Source organism: Streptomyces litchfieldiae, from assembly GCF_031845365.1.
In the GTDB taxonomy this organism is placed as follows: Bacteria; Actinomycetota; Actinomycetes; order Streptomycetales; family Streptomycetaceae; genus Streptomyces; species Streptomyces litchfieldiae.
In genome coordinates, this window is record NZ_JAVREL010000024.1 from 76,505 (window position 1) to 97,802 (window position 21,298).

Consider the following 21,298-nt stretch of genomic DNA (forward strand, 5'->3'; position numbering starts at 1 on the left):
GGTCCAAGCTCTGCTTATTCCAGGCTGTGCCTATTCCAAGAAGAGCCCGCGCTCGGCCGCCCGGGTGTCGAACCGCTCCAGCCGCGCCTGGGCGTCCGGCAGCGCGTCGCACATCGCCTCCAGCACCGCGCGCCCCAGCAGCGCCGGGGCGCACGCCGTGTCGAACGACAGCGCCGTGCTCACCCCGGCGGAGAGCACCAGATCGCCGGGGCGCGCGACCGGGGCCACGGTGCTGTCCGCCACGATCACCACCCGCAGCCCGGCCCCGCGCGCCACGGCCAGCGCGTCGGCGACCTCCCGGGGGTGGCGCGGCAGCGCGAAGCACAGCAGGGCGGTGGCGCCGTCACCGGCCGCCGCCTCGATCCGGTCGATGAGCACCGAGCCGCCCTCGTCGAGCAGCAGCACGCCGGGGTGCACCTTGGCCGCGAAGTAGGCGAATCCGTGCGCCTCGGCCGCGGCGGCGCGCAGCCCGAGCACCGGCAGCGGCCGGGAGGCGGCCAGCAGCCGGCCGGCCTCCTCCACCCGGGCGGGGTCGCCCAGTTCGGCGGCGAGGCGGCGAAGCTGGTCGATCTCGGCGAGCACGGCGCGCTGGTACACATTGGCCGAGGAGCGCGCGCCGCCCGGGCCCACGCCCCCGTCGCGCAACGACTCGCGCAGCCGCCGGCGCAGCGCCGGGTAGCCGTCGAAGCCGAGCGCCACCGCGAAACGGGTCACCGAAGGCTGGCTCACCCCGGCCAGCTCGGCGAGCTCCACACTGGAGAGAAACGGCGCGTCGTCCGCCCGGCGGACCATGCACTGCGCGATGCGCCGCTGGGTGGGTGTCAGCCGGTGCCCCTCGAACAGCCGCGAGAGTCGCGTGCTCGCCTCAGTCATCCGCATAATTCTATGCAGCCGAAATGGGGGTTATCCCTAGTGTCAGTGACCGCGGGGGCGCCGTACGGTGTGCCCATGATGAGTGGCCGGGAATCCGATCTCAACCGTGACTCCGATCTCAGGGGCGATCTCGACGCCGCCGTGCAGACACGCAAGGAGCTCGGGGAGACCTATGAGGCCGAGCTCGTCGAATCATTCCTGGAAAAGGTGGAACAGCGCATCGACAGCACGGTGGACAAGCGGGTACGGCGTCAGCTCGCCGAGCAGCAGATGGTGATCGCCCGGGGCGGCCGGCCGCCGCAGGGCGGTGCGGAGAACCATGGACCCGGCGCCGCGTTCGGGCTGGCCGCGCTGTCGCTGGTGCTGGCGATTCCGCTGTCCGCGATCGCGGCGGTGCAGACCGGGCTCGCCGGACTGCTGATCTGCTGGGGCGGGATCGTGGGGGTCAACGCCTGCTACGTCGGGCGGAACGTGCTGCGCCGCGGCCGGCCCGGAAGCGACGACTGGGACTGAGACGGAGAGCGCGGGCGGGGGCCGGATGACCGGCTCCCGTCTCGGCGTGCGCGGGGAAGCGGCCGTAAAGCCGACGAGAGGAAGTGGTTGGCGGGGACCGCCGCACCCCGGTGTGAACACCAGGGGCGGGACGACGGCGGTCCCCGCGGGGACACGGGCCGGGTCGGGGCCTCGTGTCCGGGCGACCAGGGAGGTCCGGGAGCCGCTCCGGAGGTCCTTGGTGCCGACACGCAGAACTCTGCCGGACGGGTGTTAACGACGCGTTGCCCAGCCGTGACACTTCGGGATCTCTTGCCCGTCGCGCCTATTTCTCACCGGCCGCGAGGAACGACAGCAGATCCTGCCGGCTGACCACTCCCGTCGGCTTCCCCTCCACCAGAACGACCGCCGCGTCCGCCTCCTGGAGCACGGCCATCAGGTCGGCGACCGGCTCCCCGGAGCCGACGTGCGGCAGCGGCGGGCTCAGATGCCGCTCCAGCGGGTCCTCCAGCGCGGCCCGCTTGGCGAACAGCGAGTCCAGCAGCTCCCGTTCGACGACGGAGCCGACGATCTCGGCGGCCATCACATCCGGGTGCCCGGCGCCCGGCTTGACCACCGGCATCTGCGAGACGCCGTACTCCCGCAGCACCTCGATGGCCTGGCCGACCGTCTCGTCGGGGTGCATGTGGACCAGGGACGGCAGGCCGCCCTCCTTGCGGCGCAGCACGTCGCCGACGCGCGTCTGGGGCTCGCCACCCTCCAGAAAGCCGTAGTCGGCCATCCACTCGTCGTTGAAGATCTTGCTCAGATAGCCGCGCCCGCCGTCCGGCAGCAGCACCACCACGACGTCGTCCGGCCCGGCCCGCCGGGCCACCTCCAGGGCGGCGACCACCGCCATGCCGCAGGAGCCGCCCACCAGCAGGCCCTCCTCGCGGGCCAGCCGCCGCGTCATCCGGAACGAGTCCTTGTCGGAGACGGCCACGATCTCGTCGGCGATCTCCCGGTCGTAGGCGTCCGGCCAGAAGTCCTCGCCGACGCCCTCCACCAGATAGGGCCGGCCGGAGCCGCCCGAGTACACCGAGCCCTCCGGGTCCGCGCCGACGACCCGCACCCGGCCGCCGCTGGCCTCCTTCAGATAGCGGCCGGTGCCGGTGATCGTGCCGCCCGTGCCGACGCCCGCGACGAAGTGCGTGATGCGCCCGTCGGTCTGGGTCCACAGCTCGGGGCCGGTCGTCTCGTAGTGGGAGAGCGGGTTGTTCCGGTTGCTGTACTGGTCCGGCTTCCAGGCGCCGGGCGTCTCGCGGACCAGCCGGTCGGAGACGTTGTAGTACGAGTCGGGGTGCTCGGGATCGACGGCCGTGGGGCACACGACGACCTCGGCGCCGTACGCGCGCAGCACGTTGATCTTGTCCGTGGACACCTTGTCCGGGCACACGAAGACGCAGCGGTAGCCCTTGCGCTGCGCCACCATGGCCAGGCCGACGCCGGTGTTGCCGGAGGTCGGCTCCACGATGACGCCGCCGGGCCGCAGCTCGCCGGAGCGTTCGGCCGCCTCGATCATCCGCAGGGCGATCCGGTCCTTCACCGACCCGCCGGGGTTGAAGTACTCCACCTTGGCCAGCACGGTGGCCTCGATGCCTGCGGTCACCGCGGTGAGTTTGACCAGCGGGGTGTTGCCGACAAGATCGATCATCGACTCGTGATACTGCACGTGGTTCTCCGCGTTTCCGGGGCGGGTTCTCCGCCTGCCAGGACAGCACCCTATTGCGTTGCGGGACCGTCCGCGCTGGGCACCACACAAGTGGAGAGCAGGACCGACGAAGCGGGGAACGGGCCATGTCAAGGGCGAGGGTGGCGCGGCGGATCGCGACCGCGGCGGCGTACGGCGGCGGCGGCATCGGCCTGCTGGGGGGCGCGGCGGCCGGGCTGGTGCTCACCGAGATGCGCTGGGCCAGGCGGCGGGTGGGCAAGGGGCTCGGCGACGACGAACCCCCGGTCGCGGAGGGCATTTACGGGACCGCGTTCGCCGCGACGGCCGGGCCGCCCTGGCGGCTGGCGATGCTGGGCGACTCGACGGCCGCCGGGCTGGGCGTGCGGCGGGCCGGTCAGACGCCGGGCGCGCTGCTGGCGTCCGGGCTCGCCGCCGTCTCCGAGCGCCCGGTGGAGCTGCACAGCGTGGCGCTGTCGGGGGCGCGTTCGGCCGATCTGGAACGGCAGGTGTCGCTGCTGCTCACCGAGCCGGGCCGGGCGCCGGTGCCGGACGTGTGCGTGATCATGATCGGCGCCAACGACGTCACCGGCCGCGTGCCGCCGGCCCGTTCGGTCAAGTACCTCGCCGAGGCGGTCTCCCGGCTGCGCACCGCGGGCTGCCAGGTCATCGTCGGCACCTGCCCGGACCTGGGCTCGGTGGAGCCGGTGGGGCAGCCGCTGCGCTGGATCGCCCGGCGGCTGTCGCGGCAGTTGGCGGCGGCGCAGACCATCGCGGTGGTGGAGCTGGGCGGGCGGACGGTGTCGCTGGGCACGCTGCTGGGGCCGGAGTTCGCCGCCAACCCCCGGGAGCTGTTCGGCCCCGACCGCTACCACCCTTCGGCGGAGGGGTACGCGACGGCCGCCATGGCGGTGCTGCCGACGCTGTGCGACGCGGTGGGCGCCTGGCCCGCCGAGGAACGGACCGAGGCGCGGCGCCGGGAGCGGCTGCTGCCGGTGGCGGACGCCGCGGCGGCGGCCGTGGCCGAGAGCGGCACGGAGGTCAGCGCGGCGGAGGACGCCGGGCGCCGCACGCCGTGGGCGATGCTCAGGCTCCGGCGGCGGCGCCCGCTGCTACGGGAGGACGGCGTGCCCGCGGGGCAGGACGTGACACCCGGCGCTACCTGCGGGTAACTTTTCGGGAAGAAGCCCAGTACGCACGTCTCGCACGCACGCCGTGTGCGCAGCCGCCGGGAGGTCCGCCGTGCCCGAAGCAGTGATCGTCTCCGCCGTCCGTTCCCCCATCGGCCGGGCGTTCAAGGGGTCCCTGAAGGACCTCCGCCCCGACGACCTGACCGCCACGATCGTGCGGGCCGCCCTGGACCGGGTGCCGGAGCTCGACCCGGCGGACATCGACGACCTGCTGCTGGGCTGCGGGCTGCCCGGCGGCGAGCAGGGGCACAACCTGGCCCGGGTCGTCGCCGTCCAGCTCGGCCTGGACGAGCTGCCCGGCTGCACCGTCACGCGGTACTGCTCGTCCTCGCTCCAGACGACCAGGATGGCGTTCCACGCGATCAAGGCGGGTGAGGGCGACGTCTTCGTCTCGGCGGGCGTCGAGATGGTCTCGCGCAGTGTCAAGGGCACCTCGGACGGCATGCCGGACACGCACAACCCGCTGTTCGCCGCGGCCGAGGCCCGCACCGCCGAGCGCGCCGAGCGGGGCGGCGCCGACTGGCGCGACCCGCGCGAGACGGGCGAACTGCCGGACATCTACGTCGCGATGGGCCAGACCGCGGAGAACCTGGCCCGGCTGAAGGGCGTGACCCGCGAGGAGATGGACGAGTTCGGCGTCCGCTCGCAGAACCTCGCCGAGAAGGCCATCGCCGACGGCTTCTTCGAGCGGGAGATCACCCCGGTCACCACCCCCGACGGCACGGTCGTCACCGCGGACGACGGCCCCCGCCCCGGCGTCACCCTGGACGGCGTCCGGGCGCTGAAGCCGGTGTTCCGCCCCGACGGCCTGGTCACGGCGGGCAACTGCTGCCCGCTGAACGACGGCGCCGCCGCGCTGATCGTCATGTCCGACACCCGGGCGCGCGAGTTGGGGATCACGCCGCTGGCACGCGTCGTGGCCACCGGCGTCTCCGCGCTCTCCCCCGAGATCATGGGCTTCGGCCCCGTGGCGGCCACCCGGCAGGCGCTCGCCCGCGCCGGGATGACCGTCGACGACATCGATCTGGCCGAGATCAACGAGGCCTTCGCCGCCCAGGTCATCCCCTCCTACCGGGACCTGGGCCTCGACCCGGACCGGCTGAACGTCCACGGCGGCGCGATCGCGCTGGGCCACCCGTTCGGCATGACGGGGGCGCGGATCACGACTACGCTGATCAACTCCCTGCGCCGCCACGACAAGCAGATCGGCCTGGAGACGATGTGCGTGGGCGGCGGCCAGGGAATGGCCATGATCGTGGAGCGCCTCTCCTGAGGACCCGGCTCCGCCGGGAGATGCGCATGTGAGGGGTGATGCGGGTGTGACCCGCGTCACCCGGTATATACGGGCGATACCGAAGCGGGCCCGGGATGTGATCCATGCCGACCCCGCTCGGAAACACGCAGGTCAACGAGGCGCAGGGGGCGCGTTTCGGACCAAAGACCTGTCCTGTTCGTGACGTTCTGCACTGCACGCCGTTGGCCGCGCCCCGGAAACCTGGGATAAGAAGTCAGGGACCAAGAGCACTGGGAGCGAGTCCGTGAGCGCCATATCCGTCATCCTGCTGGTGGCCGCTGGCACCGCCGTCGCCCTGGGCGCCGCGGCCCTGCACACCGCGCGCGGCCTGCGCGCGGAGCTCACCGCGCTCCGGCGCGAGCTGTCCGGACGCGCGCTGCCCGCGGCCCGTTCCGTGCCGCCGGAGGAGATCCGCTGCGCGGTCGCCGAGGCCCTGGCGGACGAGCGGGAGCGCGAGCTGGCCGAGGCCCGTGCCTACTGGGCGGAGCAGGAGGCGCGGGAGAGCGAGGGGCCGGGCGCGCTGCTGGCCGGACGCGGCGGCCTGGGATACGAGGTGGCGGAGGCCGACGAGGAGCTGCTGGACGCCCTGCTGGAGCGCTATCTGCTCAGCGACTCGGGCTTTCCGGCCACCTCCCGGGACGGTTCGGCGTTCGTGCCGCGGCAGCCCGGCGAGGACACGGCCGAGGCGGTTCCCGAGGCCGCCGGCGAGGCGCCCGGCAGCGAGCCCGCCGAGGGCGGCGAATCGGCCGAGTTGGCCGCCGCCCGCCGCCGCCATCCCTCGCACCCCGGCTTCACGCTCTCCGGCGAGCCCGCCGCCCGGGAGGGCGGTGAGCGCTCGCCCGCCGAGGAGTACCGGCGCACCGCCGACCGGCTCGCCCGGCTCGCCGAGGCCCGCACCCCGCTGTCCGACGTCCGGCACGGGCCGCTGGGCACGCTCGATGTCTTCCTCTTCGCCGACGGCACCACGCTCTGCCTGTCCCCCAGTCACCAGGAGGCCGCCGCCCGGCTGACCGCCGCCCTGCGCGCCGGGGAACGCCCGGTGCTGATGGGCGGTTCGGGCGTCTCCGGCGCCTACGCGCTCACGTTCTCCTGCGGCCCGGACAGCGTCTACCTGCTGGCCGACCGGGTCGTGGCGACGTCCCGGCCGAGCGAGTGACCGCGTGACGGGAGAACGGGACCGGCCGCCGGGCATCGAGACGCTCGACGCGGCCGTGGACACGGCGGCGGAGCGGCTGCGGACCATGCCGGAGAGCCGCCTGCGGCGCGGCGCCGGGGCGGCCGGGCTGGAGCTGACCCGGGAGCTCGCGCGCCGGGCCCAGCTTCTGGAACGGCCCGGCGTGCCGCCGCGTGTGCTGCCGGACGCCGGGATCTGGTCGGTCGGCGACCAGCTCGCGGTCGCGGGCCACGATCTGGCCCAGGCGCTGCGGGAGTCCGCCGACGAGACGGCGGCCGCCCGGGAGCTGGCCGCCGCGCTGGAGCTGCTGCGCGCGGGCGCATGAGCGAGGGCCCCCGGCGGGACGCTGTCCCGCCGGGGGCCCTACTCGCTCTGCGGGCGTCAGTCGCCTTGCAGGATGGCGACCAGCCGCAGGAACTCCAGGTAGATCCACACCAGGGTGAGGGTCAGCCCGAAGGCGGCCAGCCAGGACTCCTTCTCCGGGGCGCCGTAGGCGATGCCGTCCTCGACCATCTTGAAGTCGAGGGCCAGGAAGCACGCGCCGAGCACCACGCCCGCGATGCCGAACAGGACACCCAGGCCGCCGTCGCGCAGGCCCAGGCCGTTGCCGTCACCGATGAGGGCGACGGCCAGGTTCACCAGGGACAGGAGCACGAAGCCGACGGCTGCCGCCAGCACGAACTTCGTGAACCGCGCGGTGACACGGATGATCCGCTGCTTGTACATGAACAGCACACCGGCGAAGACCGCCATGGTGCCGATCACTGCCTGCATGGCCGCACCGGGTGCGACCGCGTTGATGGCGTTGCTGATGGAGCCGAGGAAGAGGCCCTCGGTCACCGCATAGGCCATGATCAGCGCGGGCGAGGCCTCGCGCTTGAAGGACTGCCACAGGCCCAGGACCATCGCCACGATGCCGAAGCCGACACCGAGCGCCACGGGCATGTCGGTGAGCCAGGCGACGGTCGCGGCGGCGACCACGGTGCCCAGGGTGAGGGCGGTGCGGGAGACGACACTGTCGATCGTCATCACACCGGAGCGCACGGGGGCGCCCGGCTGCACATACCCGCCGTGGGGATCCACCTGCGGCTGCGCATACGGATTACCCGGCTGCGCATAAGGGTTGGACGGGCTCCCCGCGTACGGATTCCCGGTCTGCAGCTGCGGTCCGGCGTTGAAGCCGGCGTAGCCACCGTCCCGACTGAACCCCCGACGCGTGAAGACCGGGTTGCTACTCCTCATCTCACTCCTCCATGGCCGAACCGTACGGCCTTGACTACCAGAGTAATGCGTTAGCAAAGACTGCACGGTAGTGCACTCGTAGAAACGAGCGAAAGGGGCGTGATGGTTCCCCTCCGCGCCTGTGCGACAGGAGGAAGGCTACGGGGCCGGGGGCCCGCGGCATCACCCGTTTCTCCGTATCGGTTTCGCCAGGGCCGGTGCGCGGCCGGCGGCTCTCGACGGGTGGTGGTCGCTCAGCGGGTCGGCGGCCGTACGCTCTGGGGTGCCCGGAGCCGGACTTGAACCGGCACGGCCCGAAGGCCAGCGAGTTTTAAGCTCACCGTGTCTGCATTCCACCATCCGGGCACAGATCCCAAGCCGTACCGGGCGCGTACGCGCCAGTGTCTCCTCCGAGCTTATCCGGCAGATTCGCCCGAACACCGGTGCCCCAGGCCGACGTTGTCTGATTTTATGAGCCACTGATGGCTCATCAGCCGGCCACGGCCCGGTCACAGGCCGCTCTCCCCCACCGGGGCGGCGGCGGAGGCGGCCGAAGGATGACGCAAATCAACCCTCCGCAGCCACTTAGGTACTCAGGGGTGCCCTCCTCCTCAGGTATGACGGGCGACGGGCACGCGTAGCCCTGAAGAACTCCTCGGAACCGGCACCGGGAGGGATCCCGCCGCGGCGGCGGCGCGGTCAGGATGGATGGGATCCGTCAGTCACCCGTCAGGAGCGCGCCGTGTCCACCTTCCCCGCCCCCAACTCCACCGCCCCCACCGGCGAGGTGGCCGCCCGGGCGACTGGCCTGTCCAAGGTCTACGGGGCGGGCGAGACGAAGGTCGTGGCCCTGGACCAGGTGTCCGTCGCGTTCCGGCGGGCGGAGTTCACCGCGATCATGGGCCCCTCCGGCTCGGGCAAGTCCACGCTCATGCACTGCATGGCCGGCCTGGACACGGTGTCCGCGGGCTCCGCGCGCATCGGCGAGACCGAGCTGACGAGCCTGTCGGACAAGCGGCTGACCCAACTGCGCCGGGACCGGGTCGGCTTCATCTTCCAGGCGTTCAACCTGCTGCCCACGCTCAACGCCCTGGAGAACATCCGGCTGCCCATGGACATCGCCGGCCGCAAGCCCGACAAGGAGTGGCTGGACCGCGTCATCGCCACCGTCGGCCTGTCCGACCGGCTGCGGCACCGGCCCGCCCAGCTCTCCGGCGGCCAGCAGCAGCGTGTCGCCGTGGCCCGCGCGCTGGCCGGGCGGCCCGACATCATCTTCGGCGACGAGCCCACGGGGAACCTGGACTCCCGCGCCGGCGCCGAGATACTCGGCTTCCTGCGCAACTCGGTGCGCGAGCTGGGCCAGACCGTCGTCATGGTCACCCACGACCCCGTCGCCGCCGGCTACGCGGACCGCGTCGTCTTCCTGGCCGACGGGCGGCTCGTCGACGACATGCCCGACCCGACCGCCGAGCGCGTGCTGGAGCACATGAAACGGTTCGACGCCAAGGGGCGCCTCAGCTAGGGCCTGTATCGAGTTCCCGCCCGGGCCCGCGACGCCAGTCACGGCACCTCGCCGCTCCCCCAGACTCCGTCTGGGAGGTGCCCCCAACCGAATCGCGCGAATACGGCCGAGTATGAGCTGCGATCCGGTGCCTTGCTGGGGGTACCTCCCAGGCCCCCAAGGGCCTGGGGGGGGCACCGCGTCTGACGCCGCGGGCTGATCCGACCGGGAACTCGATACAGGCCCTAGGCGCGTTCGCGCGGCTCACCGCCCCCGGCGCACACCACCCCCACCCCCACCCTCACCTTCACCCACACACCCTCAGGTGCTCCCATGCTCAGAACCGCCCTGCGCAACGTGCTCGCGCACAAGGCCAGGCTGCTCATGACCACCCTCGCCGTGCTGCTCGGCGTCGCGTTCGTCTCCGGCACGCTGGTCTTCACGGCCACCATCTCCGAGGCATTCCAGCGCAGTTCGCAGGAGGGGCTCACCCACGTCGATGTCGCCGTCCAGCCCGACGACGACAGCGACGCCGTCGAGTCCACACCCGGCGACCCGGCGAACCTCCCCCAGGACCTGCTCGACGCGGCCGGCGCGCTGCCCGGCGTCGCCTCCGTCACCGGCGAGGTCTCCGGGTTCGCCGCCCTGGCCGGCCCGGACGGCGACCTCGTCGGCGACGGCTGGGACACCAGCGGCGCCAACTACTACGCGGGCCCGGACGAAACGGGCACCGACGAGCGCTACCCCATGGCCGAGGGCCGCGCGCCCCGGACCGGCGGCGAGATAGCGATCGACGCCGCCACCGCGGAACGCTCCGGCTACCGGGTCGGCGACACCGCGCGGGTCTCCGTGGACGGCCCCGTCCGCGAGGAGACGATCACCGGCATCTTCACCACCGAGGACGGCTCGGTGGCCGCCGGCGGCTCCCTCGTCCTCTTCGACACCGCCACCGCGCAGCAGCTCTACACCGCGCCCGGCGAGTACACCCGGATCACGCTCCGGGCCGCCGACGGCACCTCGCAGGACGAGCTGAAGGACGCGGTCGCCCCGCTGGTCCCGGCCGACGCCGAGGCCGTCACCGGGCAACGGCTCGCGGACAACCAGGCCCGGGAGATCGAGCAGGCGACCAGCGGCATGCGCACGGCGCTGCTCGCGTTCGCCGGCATCTCCCTGTTCGTCGGCGTGTTCATCATCGCCAACACGTTCACCATGCTCGTCGCCCAGCGCACCCGGGAGCTCGCGCTGCTGCGCGCGGTGGGCGCCAGCCGCCGCCAGGTGACGCGTTCGGTGCTGATCGAGGCGCTGGCCGTGGGCACGGTCGCCGGGCTGGCCGGGTTCGGCACGGGCATCGGCATCGCCGCCGGCCTGCGCTCGCTGATGAACGCGTTCGACATCACCATCCCCGACGGGCCGCTGATCATCGGCGGGTCCGCCGTGCTCGCCTCGCTGGCCGTCGGCGTCGGCGTGACCGTGCTCGCCGCGTACCTGCCCGCCCGCCGCGCCGCCAAGATCCCGCCGGTCGCCGCCATGAACAGCGTGCACGCCGCCCCCACCACCCGCGGCCTGCTCCTGCGGAACACGATCGGCGCACTCTTCGCCGGCGCCGGCGCCGCCCTGGTGATCGCGGGCACCGGCTCCGACGACAAGGGCACCACGATGGGCCTGGGCGCCGGACTGCTGGTGATCGGGGTGTTCGTCCTGACGCCCCTGCTGTCCCGCCCGGTCATCGCCGCCGCCGCGCCGCTGCTGCGCGTGGCGGGCGTCTCCGGCAAGCTCGCCCGGCTCAACGCGGTGCGCAACCCGCGCCGGACCGCCGCCACCGCCTCCGCGCTGATGATCGGGCTCACGCTGATCACGGGCATCACCGTGATCGCCGACTCGATGGCCAAGAGTGTCGACAAGATGGCCACCGAGTCGCTGACCTCGGACTACGTGGTCTCCATGGCGAACTTCGCGCCGCTGTCACCCGACGTCGCGACGACGCTGGCGGAGCAGCCCGAGGTCACCGCCATCACCGGGCTGCGCAGCTCCCCCGCGCTGCTCGACGGCGACCCCGACACCGCGTATCTCACCGGCGTCGACGGCGAGTCCATCGACGAGCTGGTCAACGTGGACTTCACCGCCGGCTCCTGGGCCGGGCTCGGCGGCGAGAACGCGGTGGTGGACACCGACACCGCCGAGGACTTCGGCTGGACGGTCGGCGACACCTTCCCCGTCACCTACGAGGACGGCGCGACCGGCAGCCTGACCATCACGGGCCTCTACGAGGGCAACGAGATGATCCGCGGCGTCATGCTCGACAGCGCCGCGCTCGACCCGCACATGGAGCGCGTCCAGGACTTCCAGGTGATGCTGCGCACCGCGGACGGCGCCGGTGAGGCGACGCGGTCGGCGCTGGAGGCGGCCCTCGGCGACAACCCGGCGATCCAGGTCCAGGACAAGGAGGACATCTCCGAGGACATCGCCTTCATGTTCACCCTCCTGCTGAACATGCTCTACGGGCTGCTCGCCATGGCGATCGTCGTGGCCGTGCTCGGCGTCATCAACACCCTGGCGATGTCCGTCTTCGAACGCCGCCAGGAGATAGGGATGCTGCGCGCCATCGGCCTGGACCGCCGGTCCACCAAGCGGATGGTGCGGCTGGAGTCGGTGGTGATCGCGCTGTTCGGCGGGGTGCTGGGCGTCGGCCTCGGCGTGTTCTTCGGCTGGGCGGTCGGCGAGCTGCTGAGCGGCTACCTGAGCACGTTCGAACTCGTCCTGCCCTGGAGCCGGATGGCGGTCTTCCTGACCCTGGCCGCGCTGGTCGGGATCCTGGCCGCGCTGTGGCCGGCCCGCCGCGCGGCCCGGCTCAACATGCTCGCGGCGATCAAGGCCGACTGACCGCGGCGCGCGGGCCGGACCCCGGGGAGCCGGGACCCGGCCCGCGCATGGCTCAGGCGGCGCGGCTCAGGCGCGCAGCTCATGGCCGCGGTCGTCCGCCGTCTCCACCCAGGCGCGGGGGCGCAGCGGCAGCACCGACGCGCCGGTCGCCACCGGGCGAACGGCCAGGATCTGGTTGACGCCGATGCCGCCGCGTTCGAACGCCAGCGCGGAGGCCGCCATGTAGAGGCGCCACACCCGGGCGCGGCCGGGGCCGGTGAGCCGGACGGCCTCGGCCCAGTTCCGTTCCAGATTGGCCACCCACTGGCGCAGCGTCAGGGCGTAGTGTTCGCGCAGGGACTCCACGTCCCGCACCTCGAAGCCGGACCGCTCCAGCAGCGACACGGTGCGGCCGACCGGGGCCAGCTCGCCGTCGGGGAAGACATAGGCGTCGATGAACGGGTCCACCCGGTAGCTCTTCTCGTCCGGCAGCGGGCGGCGGGCGATCTGGTGGTTGAGCAGCCGGCCGCCCGGCCGCAGCAGGGCGAACAGCCGGTCGGTGTACTCGCGGTAGCGGGCGGCGCCCACGTGCTCGGCCATGCCGATCGAGGAGATGGCGTCGAACGGGCCGTCGGCCGTCTCGCGGTAGTCCTGCACCCGGATCTCGACACGGTCCTCCAGGTGCTCCTTGGCCACCCGCTCCCGGGCGTGGGCGGCCTGCTCCTCGGAGAGCGTGATGCCGACGGCCCGCACCCCGTAGTGCCGGGCCGCGTGCAGGACCATCGACCCCCAGCCGCAGCCGACGTCGAGCAGCCGCTGGTCCGGGCGCAGGCCCAGCTTGCGGCAGATCAGGTCGAGCTTGGCCGCCTGCGCCTCGGCCAGGTCACCGGTGTCCGGGCTCCACAGGGCGCACGAGTAGACCATGGACGGGCCCAGGACCAGCTCGTAGAACTCGTTGCCGACGTCGTAGTGGTGACTGATGGCCGCCCGGTCCCGGCGCTGGGAGTGCAGCGGGCCGGTGCGCCGGCGCACCTCCTCGCGGGGCGGGGGCGGCGGCACCGGCAGCGACCGGCCGGCCAGCCGCAGCAACTCCCGGCCCATGGCCAGCTTTTCCCGCGCGGGGACGGGCCGGCCGGACTGGATGGGCTCCAGCAGCACCCGGAGCGCCGCGTACAGGTCGCCCTCGACGTCCAGCTCGCCGGCGACCCAGGCCCGGGCCAGGCCGAGTTCGCCCGGCTTGAACAGCAGCCGGCGCAGCGCCCGCCGGTGCCGCACGACCAGCACCGGCCCGTCCGGTGGTCCGGTCTCGCTGCCGTCCCACGCCCGGAGGCGGACGGGCAACGGCATACCGAGGGACTGCTCGACGAGCGCGGCGAGCCGAGGGGCGACGGCCATGCGGACACACCTCCTGGAATGAGGACAATCATCCTCATCAACCTTGGCACCTAGGCTTGATGGAACGCCCTCATTCGGGCGCGGAATTCCCTCATTTCCCGGTTTCCGCTTACCCGTCGCGACCCCGCCCGGCGCAGGAGGCGCGCAGACGAAAAAGGGGCGGGTGGCCCGGTGGCCGCCCGCCCCTCTCGGAACGTGCCTGTCAGCTCGCCTTCGCCGTCGGCTTGGCCGACTGCTCCGGCCGGCCGGCGCCGGCCGCCGCGTCCGGCTTCTTGGCCGCCGCCGCGGTGACCGGGGCCGCCGCCTCGTAGAACTCCTCGCGCGGGTGCTCCATGGCGCCCAGCGAGACGACCTCGCGCTTGAGGAACAGCGCCAGCGTCCAGTCGGCGAACACCCGGATCTTGCGGTTCCAGGTGGGTACGGCCATGCCGTGGTAGCCGCGGTGCAGATACCAGCCGAGCCGGCCGCGGAAGCGGAAGGTCAGCTTGCCCAGCTTGATCATGGCCACGCCCTTGCGGAGGCCGAGCCCGGCCACCGCGCCCATGCTGGCGTGCTTGTACTCCTTCTGCGGGAAGCCGCGGAGCCCGGAGATCACGTTGTCGCCCAGGACCTTGGCCTGGCGCAGCGCGTGCTGGGCGTTCGGCGGGCACCAGGCGTTCTCCTGGCCGGCCGCGCGGGCCGCCAGGTCCGGGACCTGGGCGTTGTCGCCGGCCGACCAGATGTAGTCGGTGCCGTTGACCTGGAGGGTCGGCAGGGTGTCCACGTGCCCGCGCGGGCCGAGCGGCAGTCCGAAGCGGGCCAGCGCCGGGTTGGGCTTGACGCCCGCCGTCCACACGATGGTGTTCGAGTCGGCGGTCACGTCGTTGCTCAGCACCACGTGGCCGTCCACGCAGGAGACGACCGAGGTCTTGAGGTGCACCTCGATGCCGCGCTTCTGAAGGTGCTCCAGACCCCACTCGCCGAGCTTCGGGCCCACCTCGGGCAGGATCTTGTCGGCCACGTCGACGAGGACGAACCGCATGTCCTCGCGCTTGACGCTCGGGTAGTACTTGGCGGCGTCGCGCGCCATGTCCTCGACCTCGCCGATGGTCTCCGCGCCGGCGAAGCCGCCGCCCACGAAGACGAACGTCAGCGCCTTGCGGCGGGCGTCCTCATCGGTCGTGGAGTCAGCCTTGTCGAGCTGCTCCAGCACGTGGTTCCGCAGCCCGATCGCCTCCTCGACACCCTTCATGCCGATGCCCTGCTCGGCGAGGCCGGGGATCGGGAAGGTGCGGGAGACCGCGCCGAGGGCCACCACCAGGTAGTCGAAGGGCACCTCGTACGGCTGGCCGACGAGCGGCGCGACGGAGGCGACCTTGCGGTCCTGATCGATGGAGGTGACCCGGCCGGTGAGGACCTCGGCCTTGGGCAGCACACGCCGCAGCGGCACCACGACGTGGCGCGGGGAGATGCTGCCGGCCGCGGCCTCGGGGAGGAAGGGCTGGTAGGTCATGTACGAACGCGGGTCGACGACGGTGACGGTTGCCTCGCCGTAGCGCATCTTCTTCAGGATGCGGCGGGCTGCGTACAGTCCGACGTACCCGCCACCAACGACGAGAATTCGGGGACGCTCCGTGGTGCTCATGCCATCGAGTATCCACCCGGGTCTAAAGGGGGGCTCGTGAGGGGCTTCACAAGCATGGTGGGGCATTCTGCTACACTGCGCCCCTTTCTTCGGGAACGGGACGGGTCCCGCACCCCGTTTCCGGGCAACGGCCCAGGTGGCGGGGGTGGCGCCCGGCGGTCCCGGCGGCGCCCGCGGCGCGCCGGTGGCGCCCCGAATCCCCCGGAACGGGCGCCGGGGGGCCGCCCGGCCGCCCCTGGGGCCCGCGGCGGGCCCGCATCATGTGAAAAACTTCACGAGGTCTGTTTTCCCGGGGTCGCCGGGCGACTTCGGCGGTCGCCGACGGCCCCCTACGAGGCCGCGGTGAAGAGGATTCCGTCGAGGATGTCGTGCTCGCTGACCACGACTTCCCGCACGCCGGTGCGTTCCACGATCTTGTGCAGGATCAGCGCGCCGGCACCGATGACATCCACCCGGCCGGGGTGCATGACGGGGATCGCGGCCCGTTCGGCGTGGTCGGCGGTCAGCAGCCGCGTGGTGATCTCGGCGACCCGGGCCGCGGTGAGGCGGGAGTGGTGGATGGCGGCCGAGTCGTAGGCGGGCAGCTCCAGCGCGATCCCGGCGAGGGTGGTGACGGAGCCGGCCAGGCCGACCAGGGTGCCCGCCCCGGCCAGCGGCACGCGTTCGGCGGCCAGGTCCAGCGCGGCGTCGATGTCCGCGCCCAGGGCGGCGATCTGCTCGGCCGCGGGCGGGTCGGTGAGCCGGCCGTCGCGCAGCAGGTGCCGCTCGGTGAGGCGGACGCAGCCGATGTCGACGCTGCGGGCGGCGGTCACCGCGGCGTCGCCGAGCACGAACTCGGTGGAGCCGCCGCCGATGTCGACGACCAGGAACGGCGGCCGCGCCTCGGGGTGCCCGGCCAGCTCCCGGGTGGCGCCGGTGAAGGAGAGCTGGGCCTCCTCGTCGCCGCTGATCACCTCGGGCACGATGCCGAGGATGTCCTTCACGCCGCGCGTGAAGTCGTCGCGGTTCTCCGCGTCGCGGGACGCGGAGGTGGCGACGAACCGGATCCGGTCCGGGGTGATGCCGTGGTCCGCGATGGCCACGGCGTACTGGCGACAGGCGGCGAAGGTGCGTTCCAGCGCCTCGGGGGCCAGCCGGCCGGTGCGGTCGACGCTCTGCCCCAGCCGCACGATCTCCATGCGCCGGTCCAGGTCGGTCAGCCGCCCGGTGGCCGGGTCGGCGTCGCCGATCAGCAGGCGGATGGAGTTGGTGCCGCAGTCGATCGCGGCGGCTGCCGTCATGCCTCGTCCCCTTCCGGACCGGCCCCCACGCAGGGGCCCTTGCGCCACCACTCGGGCAGCATGGCCAGCGCCTCGTCGCCCAGCGGGTTGACCCCGGGGCCGGCCGCCAGCGCGTGGGCGACCAGCACATGCAGGCACTTGACCCGGTCGGGCATGCCGCCCGCGCTGGGGAAGCCGGGCAGCACCTCGATGGCGTCCCGGCGCGCGAGGTAGTCCTCGTGCGCGGCGCGGTAGGCGGCGGCCAGTTCGGGGTCCTCGGCCAGCCGGGCGGTCATCTCCTTCATCACGCCCTCCGCCTCCAGGGTGCCGATGGCGGAGGCGGCGCGCGGACAGGTCAGGTAGTAGGTCGTCGGGAACGGCGTGCCGTCCGGCAGACGGGGGGCCGTCTCGACGACGTCCGGGTTGCCGCACGGGCAGCGGTGCGCGACGGCGCGCAGGCCGCGCGGCGGGCGCCCGAGCTGCTCCCGGACGGCGGCGACATCGGCCGGAGTTGGCGTATCCACGGATGAACTCTCTTCGCGGGTATGGGTGTTGCGGCCGGTCGGCTACTGCGTCCGGTCGGCCCGGTCCACACCGTCCCACAGGCTCTCGTACCAGGGACGGGCGGCCGGGGCGCCGCTGGTGCGGCGGTCGTCGTCCTCGTCCTGACCGCCCGGCTCCTCGGGCAGGATGTAGCCGGTCTCGCCGGGCCGCAGGTAGTTCAGCCGCTCGCGGGCCTGCCGCTCCACATAGGAGGGGTCCTGCCAGCGCGCCTTCTGGTCCCGCAGCTCCTCGACCCGCTCCCGTTCCAGCTCGCCCTGCCGCCGCATGTCGTCGATCTCCGCGCGCTGCTGGATGTACTGGCGCAGCGGATAGGCCAGGGCGACGATCAACGAGCAGACCACGAGGGCGAGGACGGCGGCGCGGCCGGTGAGGCGGCTGCGGCGCGGCGGGCGGCGCAGCCGCCGGTTCTGCGCGCGGTACACGCGGGCCGCGGCCTGCTCGCCCAGCGCCCTGAGCCTGGTGGCGGTGGAGAACCGGTCCCGGTCACCGGCCACGTCGCCTCCTCGTTCGCGCATCGCCTGTCCCCATGGCTGTCCCCGCCACCGTACGGGACGGATGGCGGGGACGGGGGCACATGGCCGGTGTCAGCCGCGGAAGCGCGGGAACGCGCTGCGTCCGGCGTACACCGCGGCGTCGTCGAGGATCTCCTCGATCCGCATGAGCTGGTTGTACTTGGCGACCCGCTCGGAACGGGCGGGCGCACCGGTCTTGATCTGGCCGCAGTTGGTGGCGACGGCCAGGTCGGCGATCGTGACGTCCTCGGTCTCGCCGGAGCGGTGGGACATCATGCACTTGAAGCCGTTGCGCTGGGCCAGCTCGACGGCGTCCAGGGTCTCGGTGAGCGAGCCGATCTGGTTCACCTTCACCAGCAGGGCGTTGGCCGCGCCGGAGTCGATGCCGCGCTGGAGCCGCTCGGGGTTGGTGACGAACAGGTCGTCGCCGACGATCTGCACCTTGCCGCCGAGCTCGGCGGTCAGCGCCTGCCAGCCCTCCCAGTCCTCCTCGCTCAGCGGGTCCTCGATGGACACCAGCGGGTAGGCCGCGACGAGCTCGGCGTAGTACGCGGTGAGCTCCTGCGCGCTGTAGGACTTGCCCTCGAAGGTGTAGGCGCCCTCCGAGTAGAACTCGGTGGCGGCGACGTCCAGGGCGAGCGCGATGTCCTGGCCGGGGGTGTAACCGGCCTTCTGGATCGCCTCGACGATCAGGTCCAGCGCCTCGCGGTTGGAGGAGAGGTTCGGCGCGAAGCCGCCCTCGTCGCCCAGCCCGGTGCCCAGGCCGCGCTCCTTCAGCACCTTCTTGAGGGTGTGGTAGGTCTCGGCGCCCCAGCGCACGGCCTCGGAGAAGGACTCCGCGCCGATCGGCGCGATCATGAACTCCTGGATGTCCACGTTGGAGTCGGCGTGCGCGCCGCCGTTCAGAATGTTCATCATCGGGACCGGAAGCTGGTGCGCGTTCGGCCCGCCGAGGTAGCGGAAGAGCGGCAGATCGCGGGACTCCGAGGCGGCGTGCGCGACGGCCAGGGAAACGCCCAGGATGGCGTTGGCGCCCAGCGAGGACTTGTCGGCGGTGGCGTCCAGGTCGAACATCGCCTGGTCGATCAGCCGCTGCTCGGTGGCGTCGTAGCCGACCAGCTCGGGGCCGATCTGCTCGATGACGGCGAGAACGGCCTTCTCCACGCCCTTGCCGAGGTAACGGCTCTGGTCCCCGTCGCGCAGCTCCAGCGCCTCGAAGGCGCCGGTGGACGCCCCGGAGGGCACCGCGGCGCGGCCGGTGCTGCCGTCGTCGAGGCCGACCTCGACCTCGACCGTGGGATTGCCTCGCGAGTCAAGGATCTCGCGGGCTACGACGACGTCGATGGACGGCACGAGGTTCTCCTTAGGTCCGAGTGGTTCTTCAGTTGGCGTCTTAAGCCCTCTGAGCCTAACCGCCTTCCGGACCGGCACCGCCCGTCAGCTCGCCGTCAGAGTCTGAAGCGGGGCCAAAAACCCTGCTCAGAGCGGGTCTCATCTTTTTGTTTACAAGGTGAAGAAAACCCGGTGCGGGCGGGCCGCCCGCACCGGGGCACTTCGGTCAGAGGCTGAGCTCCTGGCCGGGGATGATCAGGTCCGGGTCGTCGCCGATGACCCGGGCGTTGTCGGCGTAGAGCTGCTGCCAGGTGGTGTCGTGCTCCTCGGCGATGCCGGAGAGGGTGTCGCCGGACCGGACGGTGTAGTCGCCGCCGGAGCTCGGGGCCGGAGCCTCGGGCGCGGGAGCCTCCTCGGCGGGGGCCTCGGGAGCCGGGGCCTCCTCCGCGGGCTCCTCGGTCGCGGCGGAGCCGCTGGTGTCCACCTCGGCGGCCGGGCCGCCGGCGGACAGGCCGGCCTGCGCGCCGCAGACGGGCCAGGCGCCCGGGCCCTGCATGGCGAGGAGCTGCTCGGCGGTGGCGATCTGCTGCTCCTTGGTGGCCTGGTCGGCGCGCGCCGCGTACTGGGTGCCGCCGGCCGCCTCCCAGCTCGACTGGGTGAACTGGAGGCCGCCGTAGAAGCCGTTGCCGGTGTTGATGGACCAGTCCCCGCCGGACTCGCACTGGGCGACGGCGTCCCAGGTCTCGACGGAGGCGGCGCTGGCGCCGGTGGCGCCGATGAACGGGATGGCGACCGCGGCACCGGTGACGGTGGCGGCCGCGGCGAACCGGGTCGGTTTGGACGGACGGCGGTGACGGCCCTTGCCCGTGAACAGCATGACGTTCCTTCTCACCGACGCCTGCGAGGTGAGCTGTCGGGTTCGGGTCAGGTGAGTTGCCCGGCCCCGGGAGCCTCGCGGCCCTCGGGGCTTCACCCCAAGCCGCCTACGGACCGGTGAACGGTCCGCCGCGGCGTCCGCGGCCCGGTGCTCGTGGTGCGCCGGGTCGTGGTCTGGGTCCCCCGCTCCTGCCTGCGGTGGTGCGCGATGGTGGTCCCCTCGGCCGGCGGCAGGATTCGGCGTTACGGCCTCGGTGCCCGACATGAGAGCCGGGCGGAGGGACACTAAACACAGGCCAGCTAACGATTCAAGAACGAAGAAGATCGTCGGCGTGGCGGCCCTTGACGCACCAAAAGGGACATCAGTGCAGGTCAGTGACGGGAGAGACAGGGCGGACGAGTCGGGCACTCCCGGGAAACAAGGAGATGATGGTCACACTTGGCATGAAGTGAAATAGCTCCGGCGGACCGGCCCCTAACGGCCCGTAACCGTCAAGTCCAGCTCCTGACCCGGGAGTATGTAGTCCGGATCATCACCTATGACCGTTTCGTTCATCGCGTAGAGAGCCGGCCAACCCCCCGGCACCCCGTACTCCACCGCGATGGCGGACAACGTGTCCCCCCGCCGGACCTCATGGCGTTCCGCGTGCCTCCCCTCACCCGCCTCACCCGCCCTCTCCGCCTCCGCCGGGTCCGGCTCACCCCGGTGCCGCCCGCTCCCCGACGACTCCGCGCGCTCCCCCTCCGGCAGCCCCCCGCCCGCCTCCGGCGTCTCCGCCGGCGCCTCCTCCGGCCGCTCCCACGGCAACGGATCCGGCTCCCCGGCCGACCCCTCCGGCTCCTTCTCCGCCGGCCCGGCCGGCCCCGCCTCCTCCTCGCCCGCCCCCGCCTCCGGCGCCGCCGACTCCTCCGCGCCGCCGATCTCCTCCTCGGCCTGCGCCTCCTCGGCCTCCTCCGCGCGGTCCACCTCGTCCCCGCGCTCCTCCCGGAACTCCTGCCACAAACCCGACAGCACCCCGCACGCCGGGAACGCCTCCTTGCCCAAATCCTCCAGAATCCGCTCCGCCACCGAAATCTGCTGCGCCCGGCTGGCCAGATCCGGCCGCGCCGCGAACTCCAGCCCGCCGTACTCCTCCCACATGCCCAGCGTCAACTGAAGACCACCGAAATAGCCATTGCCGGTGTTCGCACTCCACACCCCGCCGCTCTCGCACTCGGCGGCCCTGTCCCACGTCTCGTCCCCCACCGCCTGCGCCGATCCCGCGCTCATCAACGGCAGCGCGATCCCCGCGCCCGTGACGCCCGCGGCGACAATAAAGGCCGGAGCCTGTCGCGGACGACGATGACGACCAGTCCCGGAGCGCATCTGATGGGCCTCCCAAGCGAACAGTGATGCGGTTGAGGGGGAACCTAGCCCTCCCCAC

General features: G+C 72.7%; 18 protein-coding genes, 1 tRNA gene and 1 riboswitch. Of the genes, 7 read left to right on the forward strand and 12 right to left on the reverse strand.

All coding sequences use genetic code 11. The annotated features are described in order from the left end of the window. Nucleotides 1-30: 30 nt before the first annotated feature. Nucleotides 31-873: a MurR/RpiR family transcriptional regulator gene (locus RM590_RS30340; protein WP_311707971.1), complete on the reverse strand. Its 843-nt coding sequence runs from the start codon at nucleotides 871-873 to the stop codon at nucleotides 31-33. Between the two features lie 75 nt (nucleotides 874-948). Between RM590_RS30340 and RM590_RS30345 the strand changes: the two genes are divergently transcribed. Further along, nucleotides 949-1,386: a hypothetical protein gene (locus RM590_RS30345; protein ID WP_311707972.1), complete on the forward strand. Its 438-nt coding sequence runs from the start codon at nucleotides 949-951 to the stop codon at nucleotides 1,384-1,386. Between the two features lie 304 nt (nucleotides 1,387-1,690). Here the strand turns inward: RM590_RS30345 and RM590_RS30350 are convergent, their stop codons facing one another. Then, entirely contained in the window at nucleotides 1,691-3,076 is a 1,386-nt protein-coding gene (locus RM590_RS30350; protein ID WP_311707973.1) for a cystathionine beta-synthase, read from the reverse strand. A 125-nt stretch (nucleotides 3,077-3,201) separates the two neighbouring features. Between RM590_RS30350 and RM590_RS30355 the strand changes: the two genes are divergently transcribed. The 4 genes from RM590_RS30355 (at nucleotide 3,202) to RM590_RS30370 (ending at nucleotide 7,056) form a co-directional block, all read left to right on the forward strand. Further along, a complete protein-coding gene (locus RM590_RS30355) occupies nucleotides 3,202-4,245 on the forward strand; it encodes an SGNH/GDSL hydrolase family protein (RefSeq protein ID WP_311707974.1) in 1,044 nt (347 codons plus the stop codon). A gap of 70 nt (nucleotides 4,246-4,315) precedes the next feature. Continuing rightward, nucleotides 4,316-5,536, forward strand: coding sequence for an acetyl-CoA C-acetyltransferase (locus RM590_RS30360; protein WP_311707975.1), 1,221 nt, complete (start codon nucleotides 4,316-4,318; stop codon nucleotides 5,534-5,536). Between the two features lie 265 nt (nucleotides 5,537-5,801). Continuing rightward, on the forward strand, nucleotides 5,802-6,713 hold the full coding sequence (locus RM590_RS30365; RefSeq protein WP_311707976.1) for a hypothetical protein: 912 nt from the start codon (nucleotides 5,802-5,804) through the stop codon (nucleotides 6,711-6,713). 4 nt (nucleotides 6,714-6,717) lie between these two features. Next, a complete protein-coding gene (locus RM590_RS30370) occupies nucleotides 6,718-7,056 on the forward strand; it encodes a hypothetical protein (RefSeq protein WP_394814005.1) in 339 nt (112 codons plus the stop codon). Nucleotides 7,057-7,112: 56 nt separating this feature from the next. On the opposite strand, the gene RM590_RS30375 is transcribed toward RM590_RS30370, so the two are convergent. Further along, nucleotides 7,113-7,973: a Bax inhibitor-1/YccA family protein gene (locus RM590_RS30375; protein ID WP_311707977.1), complete on the reverse strand. Its 861-nt coding sequence runs from the start codon at nucleotides 7,971-7,973 to the stop codon at nucleotides 7,113-7,115. A gap of 263 nt (nucleotides 7,974-8,236) precedes the next feature. Beyond that, a tRNA-Leu gene (locus RM590_RS30380) sits at nucleotides 8,237-8,318 on the reverse strand. 376 nt (nucleotides 8,319-8,694) lie between these two features. Here RM590_RS30380 and RM590_RS30385 point away from each other — a divergent pair. Next, complete coding sequence (locus tag RM590_RS30385; RefSeq protein WP_311707978.1) at nucleotides 8,695-9,474, forward strand: ABC transporter ATP-binding protein; 780 nt, start codon at nucleotides 8,695-8,697, stop codon at nucleotides 9,472-9,474. Nucleotides 9,475-9,786: 312 nt separating this feature from the next. Next, nucleotides 9,787-12,333, forward strand: a complete 2,547-nt coding sequence (locus RM590_RS30390; protein ID WP_311707979.1) for an ABC transporter permease — start codon at nucleotides 9,787-9,789, stop codon at nucleotides 12,331-12,333. Nucleotides 12,334-12,399: 66 nt separating this feature from the next. On the opposite strand, the gene RM590_RS30395 is transcribed toward RM590_RS30390, so the two are convergent. From RM590_RS30395 to RM590_RS30430, 8 genes are all read right to left on the reverse strand, one after another. Then, nucleotides 12,400-13,707: a cyclopropane-fatty-acyl-phospholipid synthase family protein gene (locus RM590_RS30395; RefSeq protein ID WP_311707980.1), complete on the reverse strand. Its 1,308-nt coding sequence runs from the start codon at nucleotides 13,705-13,707 to the stop codon at nucleotides 12,400-12,402. A gap of 202 nt (nucleotides 13,708-13,909) precedes the next feature. Then, nucleotides 13,910-15,331, reverse strand: a complete 1,422-nt coding sequence (locus tag RM590_RS30400) for an NAD(P)/FAD-dependent oxidoreductase (RefSeq protein WP_311707981.1) — start codon at nucleotides 15,329-15,331, stop codon at nucleotides 13,910-13,912. A 329-nt stretch (nucleotides 15,332-15,660) separates the two neighbouring features. Beyond that, on the reverse strand, nucleotides 15,661-16,611 hold the full coding sequence (locus tag RM590_RS30405) for a Ppx/GppA phosphatase family protein (protein ID WP_311707982.1): 951 nt from the start codon (nucleotides 16,609-16,611) through the stop codon (nucleotides 15,661-15,663). Next, nucleotides 16,608-17,114, reverse strand: coding sequence for a DUF501 domain-containing protein (locus tag RM590_RS30410; RefSeq protein ID WP_311707983.1), 507 nt, complete (start codon nucleotides 17,112-17,114; stop codon nucleotides 16,608-16,610). The genes RM590_RS30405 and RM590_RS30410 overlap by 4 nt, the downstream gene beginning before the upstream one ends. A 42-nt stretch (nucleotides 17,115-17,156) precedes the next feature. Continuing rightward, a complete protein-coding gene (locus RM590_RS30415) occupies nucleotides 17,157-17,669 on the reverse strand; it encodes an FtsB family cell division protein (protein ID WP_311707984.1) in 513 nt (170 codons plus the stop codon). 69 nt (nucleotides 17,670-17,738) lie between these two features. Then, nucleotides 17,739-19,019 (reverse strand): phosphopyruvate hydratase, encoded by a 1,281-nt coding sequence (gene eno / locus RM590_RS30420; RefSeq protein WP_311707985.1) that lies wholly within the window; start codon nucleotides 19,017-19,019, stop codon nucleotides 17,739-17,741. A 205-nt stretch (nucleotides 19,020-19,224) separates the two neighbouring features. After that, nucleotides 19,225-19,875 carry a LysM peptidoglycan-binding domain-containing protein gene (locus RM590_RS30425; protein ID WP_311707986.1) on the reverse strand — a complete coding sequence of 217 codons (651 nt, stop codon included), beginning with the start codon at nucleotides 19,873-19,875 and terminating at the stop codon, nucleotides 19,225-19,227. 3 nt (nucleotides 19,876-19,878) lie between these two features. Next, nucleotides 19,879-20,030: riboswitch (cyclic di-AMP (ydaO/yuaA leader) on the reverse strand. Between the two features lie 319 nt (nucleotides 20,031-20,349). Next, a complete protein-coding gene (locus RM590_RS30430) occupies nucleotides 20,350-21,144 on the reverse strand; it encodes a transglycosylase family protein (RefSeq protein ID WP_311707987.1) in 795 nt (264 codons plus the stop codon). Between the last annotated feature and the right edge of the window lie 154 nt (nucleotides 21,145-21,298).